Raw genomic sequence first — 13,475 nt, 5'->3', positions numbered from 1 at the left:
TCTGAAAGGGGCGTTGCCCGAAGGTCGCTACGCGGCGTCGCGCACAGCGACGGATGGGGGCGGCTCGGCGTGCATAACGGCGATGTCGCGGGCTTCATCCATATCGGTGAGTTGCGTGATAAGCCCTGCGCGCAGCCCGAAAATCCAGCCATGCACCTGCGGCGGACGCGGCGCGCGGCGCACGATGGGCGACTCGCGCAACAGCCGCACCTGCTCGATCACGTTCAACTCGGCAAAGCGGTCGACGCGTTCGTCGAAATCCGCGATCGCATGCAGTTCGTCGCGATGACGTCCGGCGAGCTCGCGCAAACCGGCGATGCGCCGGTTCACGATGGGCAGCGCATCCGAAGGCGGCGACAGCGCGGCGCGCACGCCGCCGCAATGATGATGTCCGCAGATGATCACGTGCTCGACCTTCAGCGCATGCACCGCGTATTCGATCACGCTCGACGTGTTGCCGTCGTCGGAGGTGTAGAGGTTCGCGATGTTGCGATGGACGAACAGCTCGCCCGGCTGCGCGTTGGTGATGCGCTCGGCGGGCACGCGGCTATCGGAGCAACCGATCCACAGGAAGCGCGGCTGCTGGCCGCGCGCGAGTTCTGTGAAGAACTCGGGCTCGCGCGCCGAGACCTCTTGCGACCACGCCAGGTTGGACAGCAATAAGCGTTTTGGATGATTCATCGATCGGGCTCCTGCCGGGTTCTGAATTGAACGGAGTCAGTCCATCGCGGACAAACGTGATGGTGTTTACGAAAAGCTTACGGCAAGAAGGTTCCGAAAAAAAATCAACAAAAATCATTTAATGCCCGCTGCATCCGATGCCCTGAAAGCGTGCATACATGCGGCTTTCGGGCTTTTCCCCGGTTTGATCGAGCGGTTGTACGGTGGGCTAGCGGAGCATTTCGGAACGGGATTTTTTCGTCATTGATTTCCGTCAAGCGTGCGACGTCAGATCGCGTTTTCACACGTTCTGGTCACTTTTGACAAAGATGTCAACGACGGAAATACGACGGAGAACCGGCGACGACGCGTCGCGATTCGATGGAAGAAGTGAAAGTCTTGAAGCCCTCGAACGAGGGCTTCGGTGTCGCCGCAACGGGCCAGAAACTAGCCGCCCGCTTGCGTCTCATTGCGTCCTCATTGCGTACTTATTGCGCGCTGACCTCGATGGCGTCCACGCGGTCGCGATAGAACGCAACATGTTCCCGGATCGACTCGACCGCTTCGTACGGGCTTTCGTAACTCCACACCGCGTTGACGGAACGCTCGCCGCCGGCGGGAATGCTGTAGTAGCTGCACTCGCCCTTGTACGGGCAATACGTCGAATGACCGGTGCGTTCGAGCAGCGACATGTCGACGTCCTTGCGCGGAATGTAGAGCACTTCCGGGTACGACGCTTCATGAAAGGACAGCGCGTCGGTGCTGTCAGCGATCTTGTGGCCTGCCACGGACACGACCACGCGTGATCCGCTTTTTGCAATCGTGATGGGGTGATCGGGTCCGGGAATCTTCACTGTCTTGTGCATGTCGACGTGTCCTTCCGATGGGAACAGGTTGTGGCCGGGCGGCGAAGTACCGTCCGAGTATGGTCGCCCGTCTTGCGATGTCAAGACAAGACCTTGCGCCGCGTGGCGGCTATCGGGCGTTTCCGCGCACGATCGGTGTGCATATGCATCGCCGGACAGCCTGATACGGCAAGCGATTGGCGTCGTTTGCCGTATCCGTGCCGTCCCATTGTTTGAATTAGATAAATTGAGTGTTCATTTAGCTGGCATTTATCTGCCAATGGCAAGCCGTTAGGATGCACGCCATGCGACCGGTCATCCGTGCCGGCCGCGAAAGCTGATTGCAACGCTGTGATGCAGCGTGAAGCCGCTCCCATCGCACGCCGTCAGGGCGCAGCGACGCGCGGCGCATGCGTTTTCGCCCGCGCGCAAGTGGCCGCAAATGCGGCTGCCGGGTGGCCATCAAAAGCAGAACGTAAGGTTCTGCGTGATCGAATGAGCCGCCTCGATGGGCCACGCTTTAACGAGGAGTCGACGTGAGCAGGATTGGAACTGCAACAGGCACTACGCCTGAACCCAGGCCTCGCGCCCACGCAAACCGGCGCGCGAACGGTGAGCCGGAACTGCGTCGCAAGGAAACGCTGTACGCCGACCTTCGGTCCGAGCCTGCAGGCGGCGGTATTACGCCCGCCGCGCCCGCGCTGCACGACCCGTGGACCGCGACGATTTCGCGACTCGGCAAGTCGCCCGCGCAGGACAGCAAGCTCGCATCTTCCGACAAATGCGACAAGGGCGCTTGCGCCGCGCGTCCCGCGCGCCGCAGCCCCACCGCCGAACGCGCGCAAGCGGCGAGCCAGCATAGTGACGCGGTGATCACGTTCGTCGAACGCTTCGGCGCGAAGTCGATTTCGATCACGTGGCGCGATTCGACGGCCGGCCGCTATACCGAGCAGTTGTGGGTGCGCCGCATTGCGCGCTCGCGCGGCGTGTGTGCGCTGACGGGCGCCAGCATCGTGCGCGGCGATGCCGTCTATGGACCGTTCAGCCGTCCGTCGAGCCGCCCGCGCAACATGTCGCAGATGATCCTCGCGGAACAGCTCGACGACCTCGAATGATCGACACGGCGCGCACGCGCTACACTTCGGACGCGCACGGCTAGCGTGCGACGCGCCGCTCGCGCTGACACGCCGGGCGGCGCTTTCAGTCCGGAGACCTGCCATGGCTACACAAGCCGATGTGGCGCGCACGGCGCCCGTCAAGCTGCACTCCGCGTCGTCGGCGACGATCGACGGCACGACGAGTACGGGCGCAATGGACCGCTTCGGCTCGCTCAACATCTTCGTGCGCGCCGCCGAAACCCGCAGTTTCACCGAAGCGGGCCGTCAGCTCGGCATCTCGGCTTCGGCAGTCGGCAAGGCCATTTCACGACTCGAAACACGGCTCGGCGCGCGGCTATTTCATCGCAGCACGCGCAGCATCACGCTCACGCCCGAAGGCGCGCTGTTTCTCACGCGCTGCCAGCGCATCTTCGAAGAGATCGAGGCCGCGGAGAGTGAACTCGCGCTCGCGCATGCAGCGCCGCGCGGCAAGCTGCGCGTGAGCATGCCAATGGTCACGAAGCTGATGATGCCCGTGATCGGCGAGTTCATGAAGGCGTATCCCGAAATCATACTGGACATCGACTTCAGCGACCGCATGGTCGACGTGATCGAAGAAGGCTTCGACGTCGTGATGCGCACGGGCGACGTCAACGACTCGCAACTGATCACGCGAACCATGGGCACGTATGTGCATCTGATCGTCGCGTCACCCGCGTACCTGGCGAAGCATCCGCCGCTCACGACGCCCGAGGCACTCGTCCATCATGCGTGTCTTCAGCATCGTTTTCCGACGACGGGGAAGCTGCGCCGCTGGCCGCTCGAACGCGATGGCGAATCGATCGATATCGACTTGCCCACGACCGCCGTCGCAACAGCTGTCGAGCCGCTGATCGCGATGGCCGAGCAGGATCTCGGCCTGGCCTGCGTGCCGGATTTCACGGTGCGCGCGCAGGTGGAGAGCGGCGCGCTCGTGCCGGTTCTGCGCGAATATTCGGGCGCGCTCAGCGTGTTTCGCGCGCTGTGGCCTTCGGGCGGGCAATTGACGCCGAAAATGCGGGCCTTCGTCGACTTCATGAGCGTGCATCTTTTTCCCGTGAAAGCCACTACCAAAGCACACTCGCGCAGCGACTGACTCCATACGCGCGATGCCGTAAACAAGGCCGCAAATCGTACAATGTGTGCGCGTTGTTTTCGTCCGCTCACTGCTCACAGGTCACCATGCTTTCGCACGAACCGCTTCAGAAGCTCGACATCATTGCGCCCGACAGCATCGGCGCACATCTTCCCTCACACGTCGCTGCATCCATCGAAGGCCGCGACATCGTCGTGTTCGCCGTCACCGACGACGCCTCGGACACCGCCGACTTCAGCACACGCTATGGCTTTCCGATGGACGACTGCGCGAACACGATCGTCGTCAAGTACAAGAAGGATGGCGGCGAGCATCTGGCCGCCATCGTGACGCTCGGCTCGCTACGGCTCGACGTCAATGGCGCAGTGAAAGCCGTGCTGGGCGCAAAGCGCATTTCGTTTGCGCAGCGCGAGATCGCGACGGAACAGAGCGCGATGGAGTTCGGCGGCATCACGGCGTTCGGCTTGCCCGCGAACTGGCGCGTTCTCGTCGATGCCGGCGTGATGGAACGCCGGCAAGTGGTGATGGGCGCGGGCATTCGCAAGGCGAAGCTGTTGCTCGCGCCGTCCGTGCTCGAACAGCTCGACAACGTCGAAGTCGCGCAACTGACGTTGCCGCCCGACGCGCCAGCAGCGGCCTGAACGACGGCGCATTGAATCACACGCGAGTTCTTGTGCATTCAATGCGCCCCGCCGCCGACGTCAACAAGCAAAAAACCGTTCAACCAAACAGCTTCGCCGCCGTCTTCGCGACCAGTTCGCCCTGGTGCCGCGCACCTTCGAGATCGATTGCGCTCGGCTGACGCGAGCCGTCGGCCGCTGCGATCGTCGTGGCGCCATAAGGCGCGCCGCCGACGATCTCCGTCATGTTCATCATCCCCTGATGGCTATACGGCAAGCCCACGATGATCATCCCCAGATGCATCAGGTTCGTGATGATCGAGAACAGCGTGGTCTCCTGGCCGCCATGCTGCGTACCCGTCGATGCGAACGCCGCGCCGACCTTGCCGTTCAGCGCGCCGCGCATCCAGAGTCCACCCGTCTGATCGAGAAACGCGGCCATCTGCGACGACATGCGTCCATAACGCGTGCCCGTGCCAACCACGAATGCATCGTATTGCTCGAGATCGGCGACCGTTGCAACGGGTGCCTGCTGGTCGAGCTTGAAGTTCGACTTCTTCGCGATCTCTTCGGGCACGGTCTCCGGCACGCGCTTGATATCGACCTGCGCGCCCGCGGCACGCGCGCCTTCCGCGATGGCCTCCGCCATCTTTTCGACATGCCCATACGACGAGTAATAGAGAACGAGAACCTTGGCCATTGCGATCTCCTGACGAGTGTGCGAAGCCGGCACCGTTTGCCGTGCCGCTCACGATACTCCTGACGCGCTGCAAATGTCTTCGCAGGGCCACTCGGCGCGCGAACGCATTGCATCGCCGCGCGCCACAAGCTTTACGCCCCGTTACACAAGCGACATCGTCGTTTCACCTGCACGCGGGACCGGCCCCTAGAATGCCTTCGGCTGATTCATACATCACTGAAGGAGAACACATGATCCGTTTGCCCATCGCTTCCATCGTCTGTGCATCCACGACCAGTCTGTTGCTGTTCGCATCGGCGGTACACGCGCAAACCACGCAACCGGCACAGGCCGCGTCCGCGGATTCCGTGCGGCTGCATGCAGCCGACCAGACCTTCATCAACGACGGCACGCAAAACGTCGCCACGCAGCGCGATGCCGCGCGCATCGCGACGTCGCGTTCGACCGACCGCGACGTGAAGGCATTCGCCGAAAAGGCCGCTGCCGACAACCTCACGATCGCCAATGCGCTGCGCGCAGCGAGCCCGCGCGGCGTCGACGTGCCGCACAACAATCCGGATACGGCGACGCTCGACAGCATCAAGAATCTGCGCGGCGCGGAATTCGACAAGGCGTATATCGAGCAGGTTGCATTGAGCGGCGAGCAGAAGACGCTGTCGGCGTTCCAGGCGGAGATCGCGTCGGGACGTGACGCGCAGTTGAAGGAAGCCGCGCAGAAGGCGTTGCCCACCATCCAGGCGCAATACGCGGCCGCGCAGGAACTCGCGAAACGCAAGCATCTCGCGACGCAGTAAGCCCACGGCTCAAATAGAAGTAGACGTTCAGCAAAGCGCATCGCGGCATCGCCGCGCGATGCGCTTTTTTATTCAGGCGTCGGCTCCGCTTCCTTCGCGGACCAGCTGACGCTCGACACGCTCTTCTCCATGCTGATCCGGCTCGCCATCAATTCGAGCTTGGCCTGATCCTTCGGGTGCATGCGCAATGTCGCCGTCACCTGGATACGCGACGGATCGTTTTCAACGTCCTCGCTCGTCAGACTCTGAAACGACAGCGGTTGCGAATACATCGAGTTCGACAGCACCGTGCGAATGTGGATCTCGTCTTGTTCGCGGCACACGACAGTCAACACATATTCGCGCACGAGGTCCGCGCTCGATACCGGCGTCGCGTTGATCGCGCGGCTCACTTCGCGCAGCACCGTGTTGGTCACGAGCACGACGACCGTGCCCGCGAGCGCCGGTCCGTAATGCCCCGCGCCGCACAGCACGCCGACGGCCGCCGAACACCAGAGCGTCGCCGCCGTATTGATGCCTTGGATCGAGCCCTTGTCGCGCATGATCACGCCGCCGCCCAGGAAGCCCACACCCGACACCACATACGCGGCGATCTGCGTGACGCCCGCGACGCCATTGCCCGTCAGCATGCCGAGCGTGACGAACAGGCAGGCGCCGCTCGCGACGAGCGTAATCGTACGCAGCCCTGCTGTGCGCTGCCGCATCTGACGTTCGAGACCGATTGCGACGCCGCACGCGAACGCGGCGAGCAGCCTCCAGATGAAATCCGCTGACATTTCGTTTGACTAGTTGATGCAGGACCGACGTGGAATGAAGCCCGGTTGCTCAAGCCGGGGGCATGGGGACGATATCCCGAGGGGGCTGTGTATCAGGTCTGTGTTACGCGATCATGTTGATCGCTAAATGAGTGCGATTGCCGCGGCGCTCCCGGCGATCGACAAGCGGAAATGCCATCCGCATAGAACCGGTTGCGCGTTCAAACATGCCTCTTTGCGCGGCCAACCCCTGAGGCAACCTCACCGCTTTTCCCAATCCTCCACGGTCAGAGTTTCCGAACGACCGCTGTTCTTGAGTCAAGTTTCCCGATTTGGCAAACGTTTGCGGTTTGCATATCAAGTTCGACGGGATTCTGCCGACAAATCCGAAATAGCGTCAACGACTTCTGGGAGCAGCTCGTGAAGCAGCTTGCGTTTTGTATGGTTATCGCCGCGCTGGCCGGTTGCGCGCAATTGCCGGCCAATACGGCGCCGCAGGCGGACAAGCCGCCCGTGTCGAACGATGTCATCAGCTTTACGATTCCGCCCGATGCGCTCGGCGCCCGCGATCCGCAACTGTCGGCCGTGCTCGCCAAGGCGGGCGCGCTGGCCGCAGCGCAGAAGCAGCCGACCACGATTCTCGTTACCGCCCTCGGCCAGGATCTGCCGTACCTGAACCAGGCAATCTGGCGTGGCGTGCCGTCGCAGCATCCGGCGAAGCTCAGCCTCGAGAACCTGACGGCAGGCGCGAACCAGCCGTATAGCGTGTCGGTCCGGCCGACAGCCGCGACGCCATGAGGGGAAGCCAGGTCATGTTCCGTATTGTCATCTGCGCGGCGAGCCTCGTTGCGCTCACCACGTTCATGAGCGAGGCCGCGCAAGCGGGTCAGCCGGCCGTCGCAGGCACGCTGTCGGCGAACGGCGCCGCTGCTGCCAATGGCACCAATGGCGCAACCGCAGCCGCGACAGCCGCCTCTGACAAGGTCTATCCGCCGCTGCCGACGCTCGCAATGCTGCCGCCTACGACCGACGACGACGAGCCGCTCGCGCCGAAGCCCGCCGCGAAAAAACGCAAGGTGCGCGCCGCCGTCGACGTGCGGCCCACCGCGCCCGCCGCGCGTCTCGTCGTGTCGGACGCTTCGCGCACCTATCTGCGCTCGGTCGACAAGCAACTCGACCTCGCGCTGGCGAAATAACCGCTGATTCGCACACTCAACGGAGCGTCACCCGTGTTCAACCATCGACTCCGCGCCGCGCCCCGCTCGCTGCGCCCGCTCAGATGCGCGCTGGGCGCGCTCGCGCTTTCGCTTGCCTCGTTGACGTGCGGCGCCGCCCACGCCGACGACTGCTTCGAGCAGGCTGCCGTCTATCAGGGCGTCAATCCGCTGATCTTGCGCGCCGTCGCGTGGCATGAATCGAAAGGCGACGCCGCTGCTGTCAACCGCAATGCGAACGGTTCGATCGACGTCGGCCAGTTGCAGATCAACTCCGTGCATTTCAGCGATCTGAAGCGCCTCGGCATTCCGCATCGCGCGCTCACCGACGCTTGCGTGAACATCTATGTCGCCGCGTGGCTCATGAAGCAGAAGATGGTGAAGTACGGGAACACCTGGCGCGCGATCGGCGCCTATCACTCTGAGTCGCCGAAAGAGCGCGACGCTTACGCGCGCAGCATCCAGAAGATTCTCGTCGCCTGGGGCGAACTGCTGCCTGCGGCGCGCTGAGGACGACGGCGCGCGCTTATTTGCGGGATTTGGTAAGCCGGTGCCCGAGGCCGAGATTGGTGGCAATCTGCCACGTGTAGACACGCGAATAGCTGACACCGAACTGGGCGCGTATCAGCTCGCGTAGACGGTTGCTGGTCCATGCATCGGACGGAAAGCCGTGTATACCCGCGGGCCCGCTCAGCGCAGCCGCGATCCACCGCATCGCGGCCTCGTCTAGCACCGACGAACGGCCGCCCACACTCATCTGCCGCAACGACTCCAGTCCGCCCTCGTTCACGAGCGCGCGATATTTGCGCACGGTGTTCTCGGAGATATGCAGCTGCGCGGCGATGTCGCTAACGGACGCGCCTTCCATCAGCATCTTGCCCGCCGCGAGCCTGCGCATGACAGTCGGCAATGCTTCGTTTCGTGAAGGCATGAGCGGTCTCGTTGACGGTCGGACGACGAAAGCCCGAGGTGCCGCATAACGGGCCTGCGTGGCGCATGACATGACACAAGACAAAAACCAATATATGTTCTAAGGCCGGTTGTGTCGGCTGTCCGTAAAATTTCATGAATATCGAAGAATCATTTGCGAATTTTATTGCGTTGCGTTTAACGGCAATAAACAGTCAAACCATTTCGATAAACAATATCACTCGTCACATTTTTTCAATCGCATTACATTGCGCGCCTTGAACTTACCCAAATCGTTTGCTAGCATGCTGTAACAGTTACTCGCATCGACTGCAATCCAGCCTGACAGTCCGCACTTTGGTCCGTGCGCCTGCTACGTTTTTAAGGAACGTTGTATGGCAAGACCTGGCTACACAAATCGAACATCTCGATTGCATCGCTAATAGTATTTATTCATGCTCTGTTCGCTGCTCTAAAATGCGGCGTGTATGCGTATGTCCAGAAAAATGCTTTTGCATATTGAGTTAAATCAATATTCCAGCAACGCGAAACAACTTCATCTATAAACTGCATAACCGATTAATTGCAGTAGCCTGTCGCGCAGCATGTTCATTGTTCGCGTGATGGAGCTTCACGCGCGGAGGTCAAGATGGAACCCGAACGGGTCGAGCGTATCGTGCTGGCATTGCGACGCGCCGCGGAACATGAGCGTCTCCTCAGTTATCAGCGCTTTCACGCCATGTTCGGCGCGGGCGATCCGCTCACCGCGCGCTACGACGCACTCGAGCGCGCCATCGCGTCGCTCGGCGAGGTGTCGGCCATCGACTACGGCGTGCTGCTCTCTCTGAGCAACGGCTTGCCCGGCCCTGACTTTTTCCGCCGCTACCAGAAGCATCGCTATGCCGATTACGTCGCGGTGATGGGGCCGCCCATTCATCGCCAGTCGGTCAAGCGCAAGCGCCTGCTGGTCGAGGCGGAACGACGCCGCGTCTATGAAGATGCAAGAAGAAAAGCGGCCAGCCACGTCGCTGAACCCGCCTGAACCCAGACGCCGGTTTCGCGCCCAGCTTCGTCGCGACCAATCGGCCCACGGACCACAGGCCCATTCTACCGAGGAGTCTTCCATGCAACTTGCAGCTCGCCGTCCGGTTCGCATCCTGGCCATCGCAGCCGCATGTGCTGCACTCGCCGCGCCCGCCATCGACGCTCGCGCGCAGGACAATCCGGCGTCCTCGCCCGCTCCGAATGCCATCGGCACGGCCGCCGTCGCCGACGTCACGGCGCACATCGTCAAGATCGACGCCGACAACAACGAAGTGACGATACGCGGGCCGCGCGGCGAGACGACGATCGTCGACGTCGATCCCGATGTCGGCGACGTGAAGAAGCTGAAAGTCGGCGACGAGGTGCATATCTCGTACAAGGGCGCGCTGCTGCTGACGGCGGACAAGGTCGACGCGAAGGGCGTGCGTTCGCGCGTCGAATCGCAAACGACCACACCCGTGCAAGGCGGCGCATCGACACAGACTCGCCACGTCGAGGTCGTCGCGACCGTGCAGAAGATCGACCGCAAGAAGCGTCTGGTGACGCTGCGCGGCCCTCAGCACACCGTGGTTCTGCAAGTCTCGCAGGACGTGCCACTCACCAAAATCAAGGTTGGCGACAGCATTCGCGCGACCTACGTGTCCGCGACGGCCGTGCAGATTACGCGCGACGGTACGCCGATCAAGTAAGCGCGCGTTTGCACGACTCCGTCTCGCCATGCTGGCGAGACGGAGTCGTACATCATCTCGCAGTCCCGCACAATCAACCCGATGCCTATTGAACCCTGGAATTCCCCGAAGCGCCGCGCGCGCCGCAAAATGATCTGGAGCAAGGCGCACGTCGTGCTGGCTGCGATCGGCACCTTGTCGGCCGTCGCCGGCATTGCCGTCGCGATCAACGGCGGACTCGAATTCAACCGCACGAAAGTATTCGTCGGCGCCGGGATCATCGTCGTGTCGACGATCCTCTACGTGTCGATGCTGTTCATCGACGACTAGCGCAGCCGCGCTTACACGACGAGCGTCGCCACGCGATTGCGTCCGTCGCTCTTTGCCTTGTACATCGCGCGGTCCGCTTCGTCGACGAGCGTGCGTCCGAGTCCGTCGAGATCGGCGCCTTGCTGCATTGCATGCGCGGATACGCCGATCGACACCGTCAACGGAATGCGCGCGCCGTCGCCTGTGCCGTCGTTATCACGCAGGTCGAGTTGCGCGACGGCCGCGCGCATGCGCTCGGCCACGACCAGCGAATCCTTCAGGTCGCCTTGCAGCAGCACGGCAAATTCTTCGCCGCCGTAGCGCGCGATCGTGTCGCCGAGGCGCGTCTGCTTGCGCAGACAGGCGCCGACCATCGCCAGCGCGCGGTCGCCTACGGCGTGACCGTGCGCGTCGTTGATCGGCTTGAAGCCGTCGATATCGATGAACAGGCAGCCCAGCGGCAGCCGGTAGCGCGACGCGCGCGTCGTTTCTTCGCGCAGGCGTTCGTCGAAATAGCGGCGGTTGGGCAGACCCGTGAGCGCGTCGGTTGCGCCAAGGCGTTCGAGCTGCTCGCGGTGCGCGACGTTGTCGAGGCTCGCCGCGACGATCACGGCAAAACGCTCCAGCATGTCGGTCGCCATGCCGGGCGCAAAGCGGCTTTCGTTGTCGCTCGCGAGGCATAGATAGCCGCTCGGCTGTCCGTTCGTCGCGAGCGGCAACAGCGCGATGCTGGCAGGCCGCGGGTCGCTGCCGAAGCACGCATTGATCGCCGTGTCGTCCATCGCCGCGGGCGTGCCGAGCCACGGACGCCCCTGAGAACAGAGCCGCGCGGCGGCGTCGCCCATCTCGCGCGAGGTCTTAAGCGACGAGGCGGCCACCCCGTTGTTCTCGTTGCTTCGCCGGTTCGCGTTGCTCGCGTGCCGCAACGCCAGTTCGTGCAGCAGCGGCAGCGTGTCGTTGAGCCACAGCGTCACGCCCTCCAGTCCGAATTCGCGCGGCAGATAGTCGAGCAGCACACGACAAAGCGACAGGAAATCCTGCGCGCGGATCAATTGAAGCTCGACATCCTGGAAGCGGCGCAACGTGCGTTCGTTGCGCTGCACCGTATCGACGAGTGCGCGAAGGCGGATGGACTGGGGCGTGTGTGTTGTGCTCATCTGGGCCGTGGCATTGGGGCCCGCTACAGGAGCCCAACGTCTGGTTATCGGCCTCGAAGCGCATTTGCTTGAGGCCGATGCACGCAACCAGCCTGATCAGATGTGTTTGCAACGAATGCGCTTACGAGCGCCGGCCGAGCGCTTCGTCGATCTTACGGTCGGTGTTGTACTGGCTGAGCGCATACACGGACCAGATCGCCGCCGGCAGCCAGCCGATGATCGTGAGTTGCAGCACCAGGCAGATGATCCCGGCGAACGGCCGGCCAATCGTGAAGAACTGGAACCACGGCAATAGCAGAGCAAGCAGCAGACGCATTGACATTTCCTTCTGGTTGAAAAACTTCGGTTACACGTTGCGGCGCACGTGTACGGCGGTTCCATAGCACAGCACTTCCGTCACGCCCGCGCCGATCTCCGTTGCATCGTAACGCATGCCGATCACGGCATTCGCGCCGAGCGTCGCCGCTTCGGCTAGCATGCGCTCGTAGGCATCCTGCCGGGCGCGCTCGCACAGCGACGTGTACAGCGAGATATTGCCGCCAAAGATGGTCTGCAGACTCGCGCCGATCGCGCCCACCACCGAGCGCGAACGCACGATGATTCCGCGCGCGATGCCAAGCGACGTATCGACGGTATAGCCGGGCAAATCGAAGGCCGTGGAGACCATGTTTCGTTCGATCATGTCGTTCCCTTCCCTGTTGTAGCTGTTTCGATCAGCGTCCCGCCGCCCACAGCAGCGACAGGCCGGACGACAGCATCAACCCGTCGACGACCAGCCTGAACGTGCCGGGACTCATGCGCACGACGATGCGCCGTGCGCAGAACGCGCCCACCATCAGCGCGGAACCCGTGATCAGGCCATCCAGCACGACGTGCAGCGGCAGCGCGCCGAAGTGGTTGAAGGTCGCGACCTTCGCGGCATAGACGGCCAGCGAGCCGGCCGCTTCCGTCGCGAGAAACGCGCCTTTCACGAGTCCATAGCCCATGAACACGGGCACGGTAATCGGCCCCGTCGAGACCACGATGCCCGTCAGAAACCCGACGGGCGCGCCGATCGCCGCCAGGTGCCACGGCGAGAAGCGCACCGAGCGACGCGCGAGCCAGCGGCGCACCGGCACCATCGCGACGAAGAAGAGGCCGAGTGCGATCTCGACGGCATGCGGCGGCAGTGCGAGCAGCGTCCGTACACCGAGCGCCGCGCCCGGCACGGCGGTCGAACAATACGCGCCGCAGGCGCGCCAGTCGATCTCGCGCCACCACGCGAGCACCTTGCCGAAATTGCCCATGATCGCCGCGATCGCCATGATGGGCACCGCCTGCTGTGGACCGAACAGCATCACGAGCACGGGCATCAGCATCATCGACGAGCCCGTGCCGATCACGCCGCTCAGCGTGCCCGCCGCGAGGCCCACGGCGAGAACCAACAGATAACCCATGCGCATCCCCGAAAAACGCGTTGGCGCCATGCTACTGGAAAATGGCGGCACATCAGCCAAACCTGTGACGAATCCCGCTCGCCAGATTTTATTTGCCCACGTTGCTGCATCCAATTGCTGCTACAACTCGTA

At 62.8% G+C, this 13,475-nt stretch carries 19 protein-coding genes; 10 read left to right on the top strand and 9 right to left on the bottom strand.

From position 1 onward, the window contains the following. Nucleotides 1-27: 27 nt before the first annotated feature. Complete coding sequence (locus tag BLT65_RS09990; RefSeq protein ID WP_042312658.1) at nt 28-681, bottom strand: carbonic anhydrase; 654 nt, start codon at nt 679-681, stop codon at nt 28-30. Nucleotides 682-1,148: 467 nt separating this feature from the next. Then, nucleotides 1,149-1,526 (bottom strand): DUF427 domain-containing protein, encoded by a 378-nt coding sequence (locus BLT65_RS09985; protein ID WP_007586033.1) that lies wholly within the window; start codon nt 1,524-1,526, stop codon nt 1,149-1,151. A gap of 515 nt (nt 1,527-2,041) precedes the next feature. Between BLT65_RS09985 and BLT65_RS09980 the strand changes: the two genes are divergently transcribed. The 3 genes from BLT65_RS09980 (at nt 2,042) to BLT65_RS09970 (ending at nt 4,378) form a co-directional block, all read left to right on the top strand. Further along, complete coding sequence (locus tag BLT65_RS09980; protein WP_091777390.1) at nt 2,042-2,620, top strand: DUF3331 domain-containing protein; 579 nt, start codon at nt 2,042-2,044, stop codon at nt 2,618-2,620. A gap of 103 nt (nt 2,621-2,723) precedes the next feature. Then, nucleotides 2,724-3,737: a LysR family transcriptional regulator gene (locus BLT65_RS09975; RefSeq protein WP_091777388.1), complete on the top strand. Its 1,014-nt coding sequence runs from the start codon at nt 2,724-2,726 to the stop codon at nt 3,735-3,737. Between the two features lie 86 nt (nt 3,738-3,823). Continuing rightward, entirely contained in the window at nt 3,824-4,378 is a 555-nt protein-coding gene (locus tag BLT65_RS09970) for a YbaK/EbsC family protein (protein WP_091777386.1), read from the top strand. 79 nt (nt 4,379-4,457) lie between these two features. Here the strand turns inward: BLT65_RS09970 and wrbA are convergent, their stop codons facing one another. Then, nucleotides 4,458-5,057 carry an NAD(P)H:quinone oxidoreductase gene (gene wrbA / locus BLT65_RS09965; protein WP_042312671.1) on the bottom strand — a complete coding sequence of 200 codons (600 nt, stop codon included), beginning with the start codon at nt 5,055-5,057 and terminating at the stop codon, nt 4,458-4,460. 230 nt (nt 5,058-5,287) lie between these two features. On the opposite strand from wrbA, the gene BLT65_RS09960 reads away from it, so the two are divergent. Beyond that, nucleotides 5,288-5,851 carry a DUF4142 domain-containing protein gene (locus tag BLT65_RS09960; protein ID WP_091777384.1) on the top strand — a complete coding sequence of 188 codons (564 nt, stop codon included), beginning with the start codon at nt 5,288-5,290 and terminating at the stop codon, nt 5,849-5,851. 68 nt (nt 5,852-5,919) lie between these two features. On the opposite strand, the gene BLT65_RS09955 is transcribed toward BLT65_RS09960, so the two are convergent. Further along, on the bottom strand, nt 5,920-6,627 hold the full coding sequence (locus tag BLT65_RS09955; RefSeq protein WP_042312676.1) for an MgtC/SapB family protein: 708 nt from the start codon (nt 6,625-6,627) through the stop codon (nt 5,920-5,922). 399 nt (nt 6,628-7,026) lie between these two features. Between BLT65_RS09955 and BLT65_RS09950 the strand changes: the two genes are divergently transcribed. The 3 genes from BLT65_RS09950 (at nt 7,027) to BLT65_RS09940 (ending at nt 8,330) form a co-directional block, all read left to right on the top strand. After that, nucleotides 7,027-7,404: a hypothetical protein gene (locus tag BLT65_RS09950; RefSeq protein WP_416365522.1), complete on the top strand. Its 378-nt coding sequence runs from the start codon at nt 7,027-7,029 to the stop codon at nt 7,402-7,404. Between the two features lie 14 nt (nt 7,405-7,418). Beyond that, the gene (locus BLT65_RS09945) at nt 7,419-7,802 is read left to right on the top strand and encodes a hypothetical protein (RefSeq protein ID WP_091777382.1); all 384 of its coding nucleotides are present in this window, start codon (nt 7,419-7,421) and stop codon (nt 7,800-7,802) included. A 69-nt stretch (nt 7,803-7,871) separates the two neighbouring features. Then, the gene (locus BLT65_RS09940) at nt 7,872-8,330 is read left to right on the top strand and encodes a lytic transglycosylase domain-containing protein (RefSeq protein WP_397326804.1); all 459 of its coding nucleotides are present in this window, start codon (nt 7,872-7,874) and stop codon (nt 8,328-8,330) included. A gap of 16 nt (nt 8,331-8,346) precedes the next feature. On the opposite strand, the gene BLT65_RS09935 is transcribed toward BLT65_RS09940, so the two are convergent. After that, entirely contained in the window at nt 8,347-8,751 is a 405-nt protein-coding gene (locus tag BLT65_RS09935) for a helix-turn-helix domain-containing protein (protein ID WP_091777377.1), read from the bottom strand. A gap of 627 nt (nt 8,752-9,378) precedes the next feature. On the opposite strand from BLT65_RS09935, the gene BLT65_RS09930 reads away from it, so the two are divergent. From BLT65_RS09930 to BLT65_RS09920, 3 genes are all read left to right on the top strand, one after another. Next, the gene (locus BLT65_RS09930; protein WP_042312682.1) at nt 9,379-9,771 is read left to right on the top strand and encodes a hypothetical protein; all 393 of its coding nucleotides are present in this window, start codon (nt 9,379-9,381) and stop codon (nt 9,769-9,771) included. 82 nt (nt 9,772-9,853) lie between these two features. Then, a complete protein-coding gene (locus BLT65_RS09925; protein WP_042312686.1) occupies nt 9,854-10,462 on the top strand; it encodes a hypothetical protein in 609 nt (202 codons plus the stop codon). Nucleotides 10,463-10,543: 81 nt separating this feature from the next. Further along, entirely contained in the window at nt 10,544-10,771 is a 228-nt protein-coding gene (locus BLT65_RS09920; RefSeq protein ID WP_042312688.1) for a DUF2964 family protein, read from the top strand. A gap of 11 nt (nt 10,772-10,782) precedes the next feature. Here BLT65_RS09920 and BLT65_RS09915 read toward each other — a convergent pair whose 3' ends face one another. From BLT65_RS09915 to BLT65_RS09900, 4 genes are all read right to left on the bottom strand, one after another. Further along, nucleotides 10,783-11,907 (bottom strand): GGDEF domain-containing protein, encoded by a 1,125-nt coding sequence (locus tag BLT65_RS09915; RefSeq protein WP_091777375.1) that lies wholly within the window; start codon nt 11,905-11,907, stop codon nt 10,783-10,785. Between the two features lie 121 nt (nt 11,908-12,028). Further along, complete coding sequence (locus BLT65_RS09910; RefSeq protein ID WP_007586056.1) at nt 12,029-12,223, bottom strand: YqaE/Pmp3 family membrane protein; 195 nt, start codon at nt 12,221-12,223, stop codon at nt 12,029-12,031. 30 nt (nt 12,224-12,253) lie between these two features. After that, nucleotides 12,254-12,589: a YbjQ family protein gene (locus BLT65_RS09905; protein ID WP_042312692.1), complete on the bottom strand. Its 336-nt coding sequence runs from the start codon at nt 12,587-12,589 to the stop codon at nt 12,254-12,256. 31 nt (nt 12,590-12,620) lie between these two features. Continuing rightward, entirely contained in the window at nt 12,621-13,343 is a 723-nt protein-coding gene (locus BLT65_RS09900) for a sulfite exporter TauE/SafE family protein (protein ID WP_042312787.1), read from the bottom strand. Nucleotides 13,344-13,475: the final 132 nt, after the last annotated feature.

The sequence above is a fragment of the Paraburkholderia steynii genome (genome assembly GCF_900100565.1).
In the GTDB taxonomy this organism is placed as follows: domain Bacteria; phylum Pseudomonadota; class Gammaproteobacteria; order Burkholderiales; family Burkholderiaceae; genus Paraburkholderia; species Paraburkholderia terrae.
The sequence above is the reverse complement of the archived record's forward strand: the minus strand, read 5'-3'. Positions and strand labels throughout refer to the sequence as shown.

Excerpts from the sequence above, each read along its gene's own strand:
- BLT65_RS09990 (WP_042312658.1), bottom strand. The coding sequence starts at position 681 with ATGAATCATCCAAAACGCTTATTGCTGTCCAACCTGGCGTGGTCGCAA.
- BLT65_RS09985 (WP_007586033.1), bottom strand. The coding sequence starts at position 1,526 with ATGCACAAGACAGTGAAGATTCCCGGACCCGATCACCCCATCACGATT.
- BLT65_RS09975 (WP_091777388.1), top strand. The coding sequence starts at position 2,724 with ATGGCTACACAAGCCGATGTGGCGCGCACGGCGCCCGTCAAGCTGCAC.
- BLT65_RS09970 (WP_091777386.1), top strand. The coding sequence starts at position 3,824 with ATGCTTTCGCACGAACCGCTTCAGAAGCTCGACATCATTGCGCCCGAC.
- wrbA (WP_042312671.1), bottom strand. The coding sequence starts at position 5,057 with ATGGCCAAGGTTCTCGTTCTCTATTACTCGTCGTATGGGCATGTCGAA.
- BLT65_RS09960 (WP_091777384.1), top strand. The coding sequence starts at position 5,288 with ATGATCCGTTTGCCCATCGCTTCCATCGTCTGTGCATCCACGACCAGT.
- BLT65_RS09955 (WP_042312676.1), bottom strand. The coding sequence starts at position 6,627 with ATGTCAGCGGATTTCATCTGGAGGCTGCTCGCCGCGTTCGCGTGCGGC.
- BLT65_RS09945 (WP_091777382.1), top strand. The coding sequence starts at position 7,419 with ATGTTCCGTATTGTCATCTGCGCGGCGAGCCTCGTTGCGCTCACCACG.
- BLT65_RS09935 (WP_091777377.1), bottom strand. The coding sequence starts at position 8,751 with ATGCCTTCACGAAACGAAGCATTGCCGACTGTCATGCGCAGGCTCGCG.
- BLT65_RS09930 (WP_042312682.1), top strand. The coding sequence starts at position 9,379 with ATGGAACCCGAACGGGTCGAGCGTATCGTGCTGGCATTGCGACGCGCC.
- BLT65_RS09925 (WP_042312686.1), top strand. The coding sequence starts at position 9,854 with ATGCAACTTGCAGCTCGCCGTCCGGTTCGCATCCTGGCCATCGCAGCC.
- BLT65_RS09920 (WP_042312688.1), top strand. The coding sequence starts at position 10,544 with ATGCCTATTGAACCCTGGAATTCCCCGAAGCGCCGCGCGCGCCGCAAA.
- BLT65_RS09915 (WP_091777375.1), bottom strand. The coding sequence starts at position 11,907 with ATGAGCACAACACACACGCCCCAGTCCATCCGCCTTCGCGCACTCGTC.
- BLT65_RS09910 (WP_007586056.1), bottom strand. The coding sequence starts at position 12,223 with ATGCGTCTGCTGCTTGCTCTGCTATTGCCGTGGTTCCAGTTCTTCACG.
- BLT65_RS09905 (WP_042312692.1), bottom strand. The coding sequence starts at position 12,589 with ATGATCGAACGAAACATGGTCTCCACGGCCTTCGATTTGCCCGGCTAT.
- BLT65_RS09900 (WP_042312787.1), bottom strand. The coding sequence starts at position 13,343 with ATGGGTTATCTGTTGGTTCTCGCCGTGGGCCTCGCGGCGGGCACGCTG.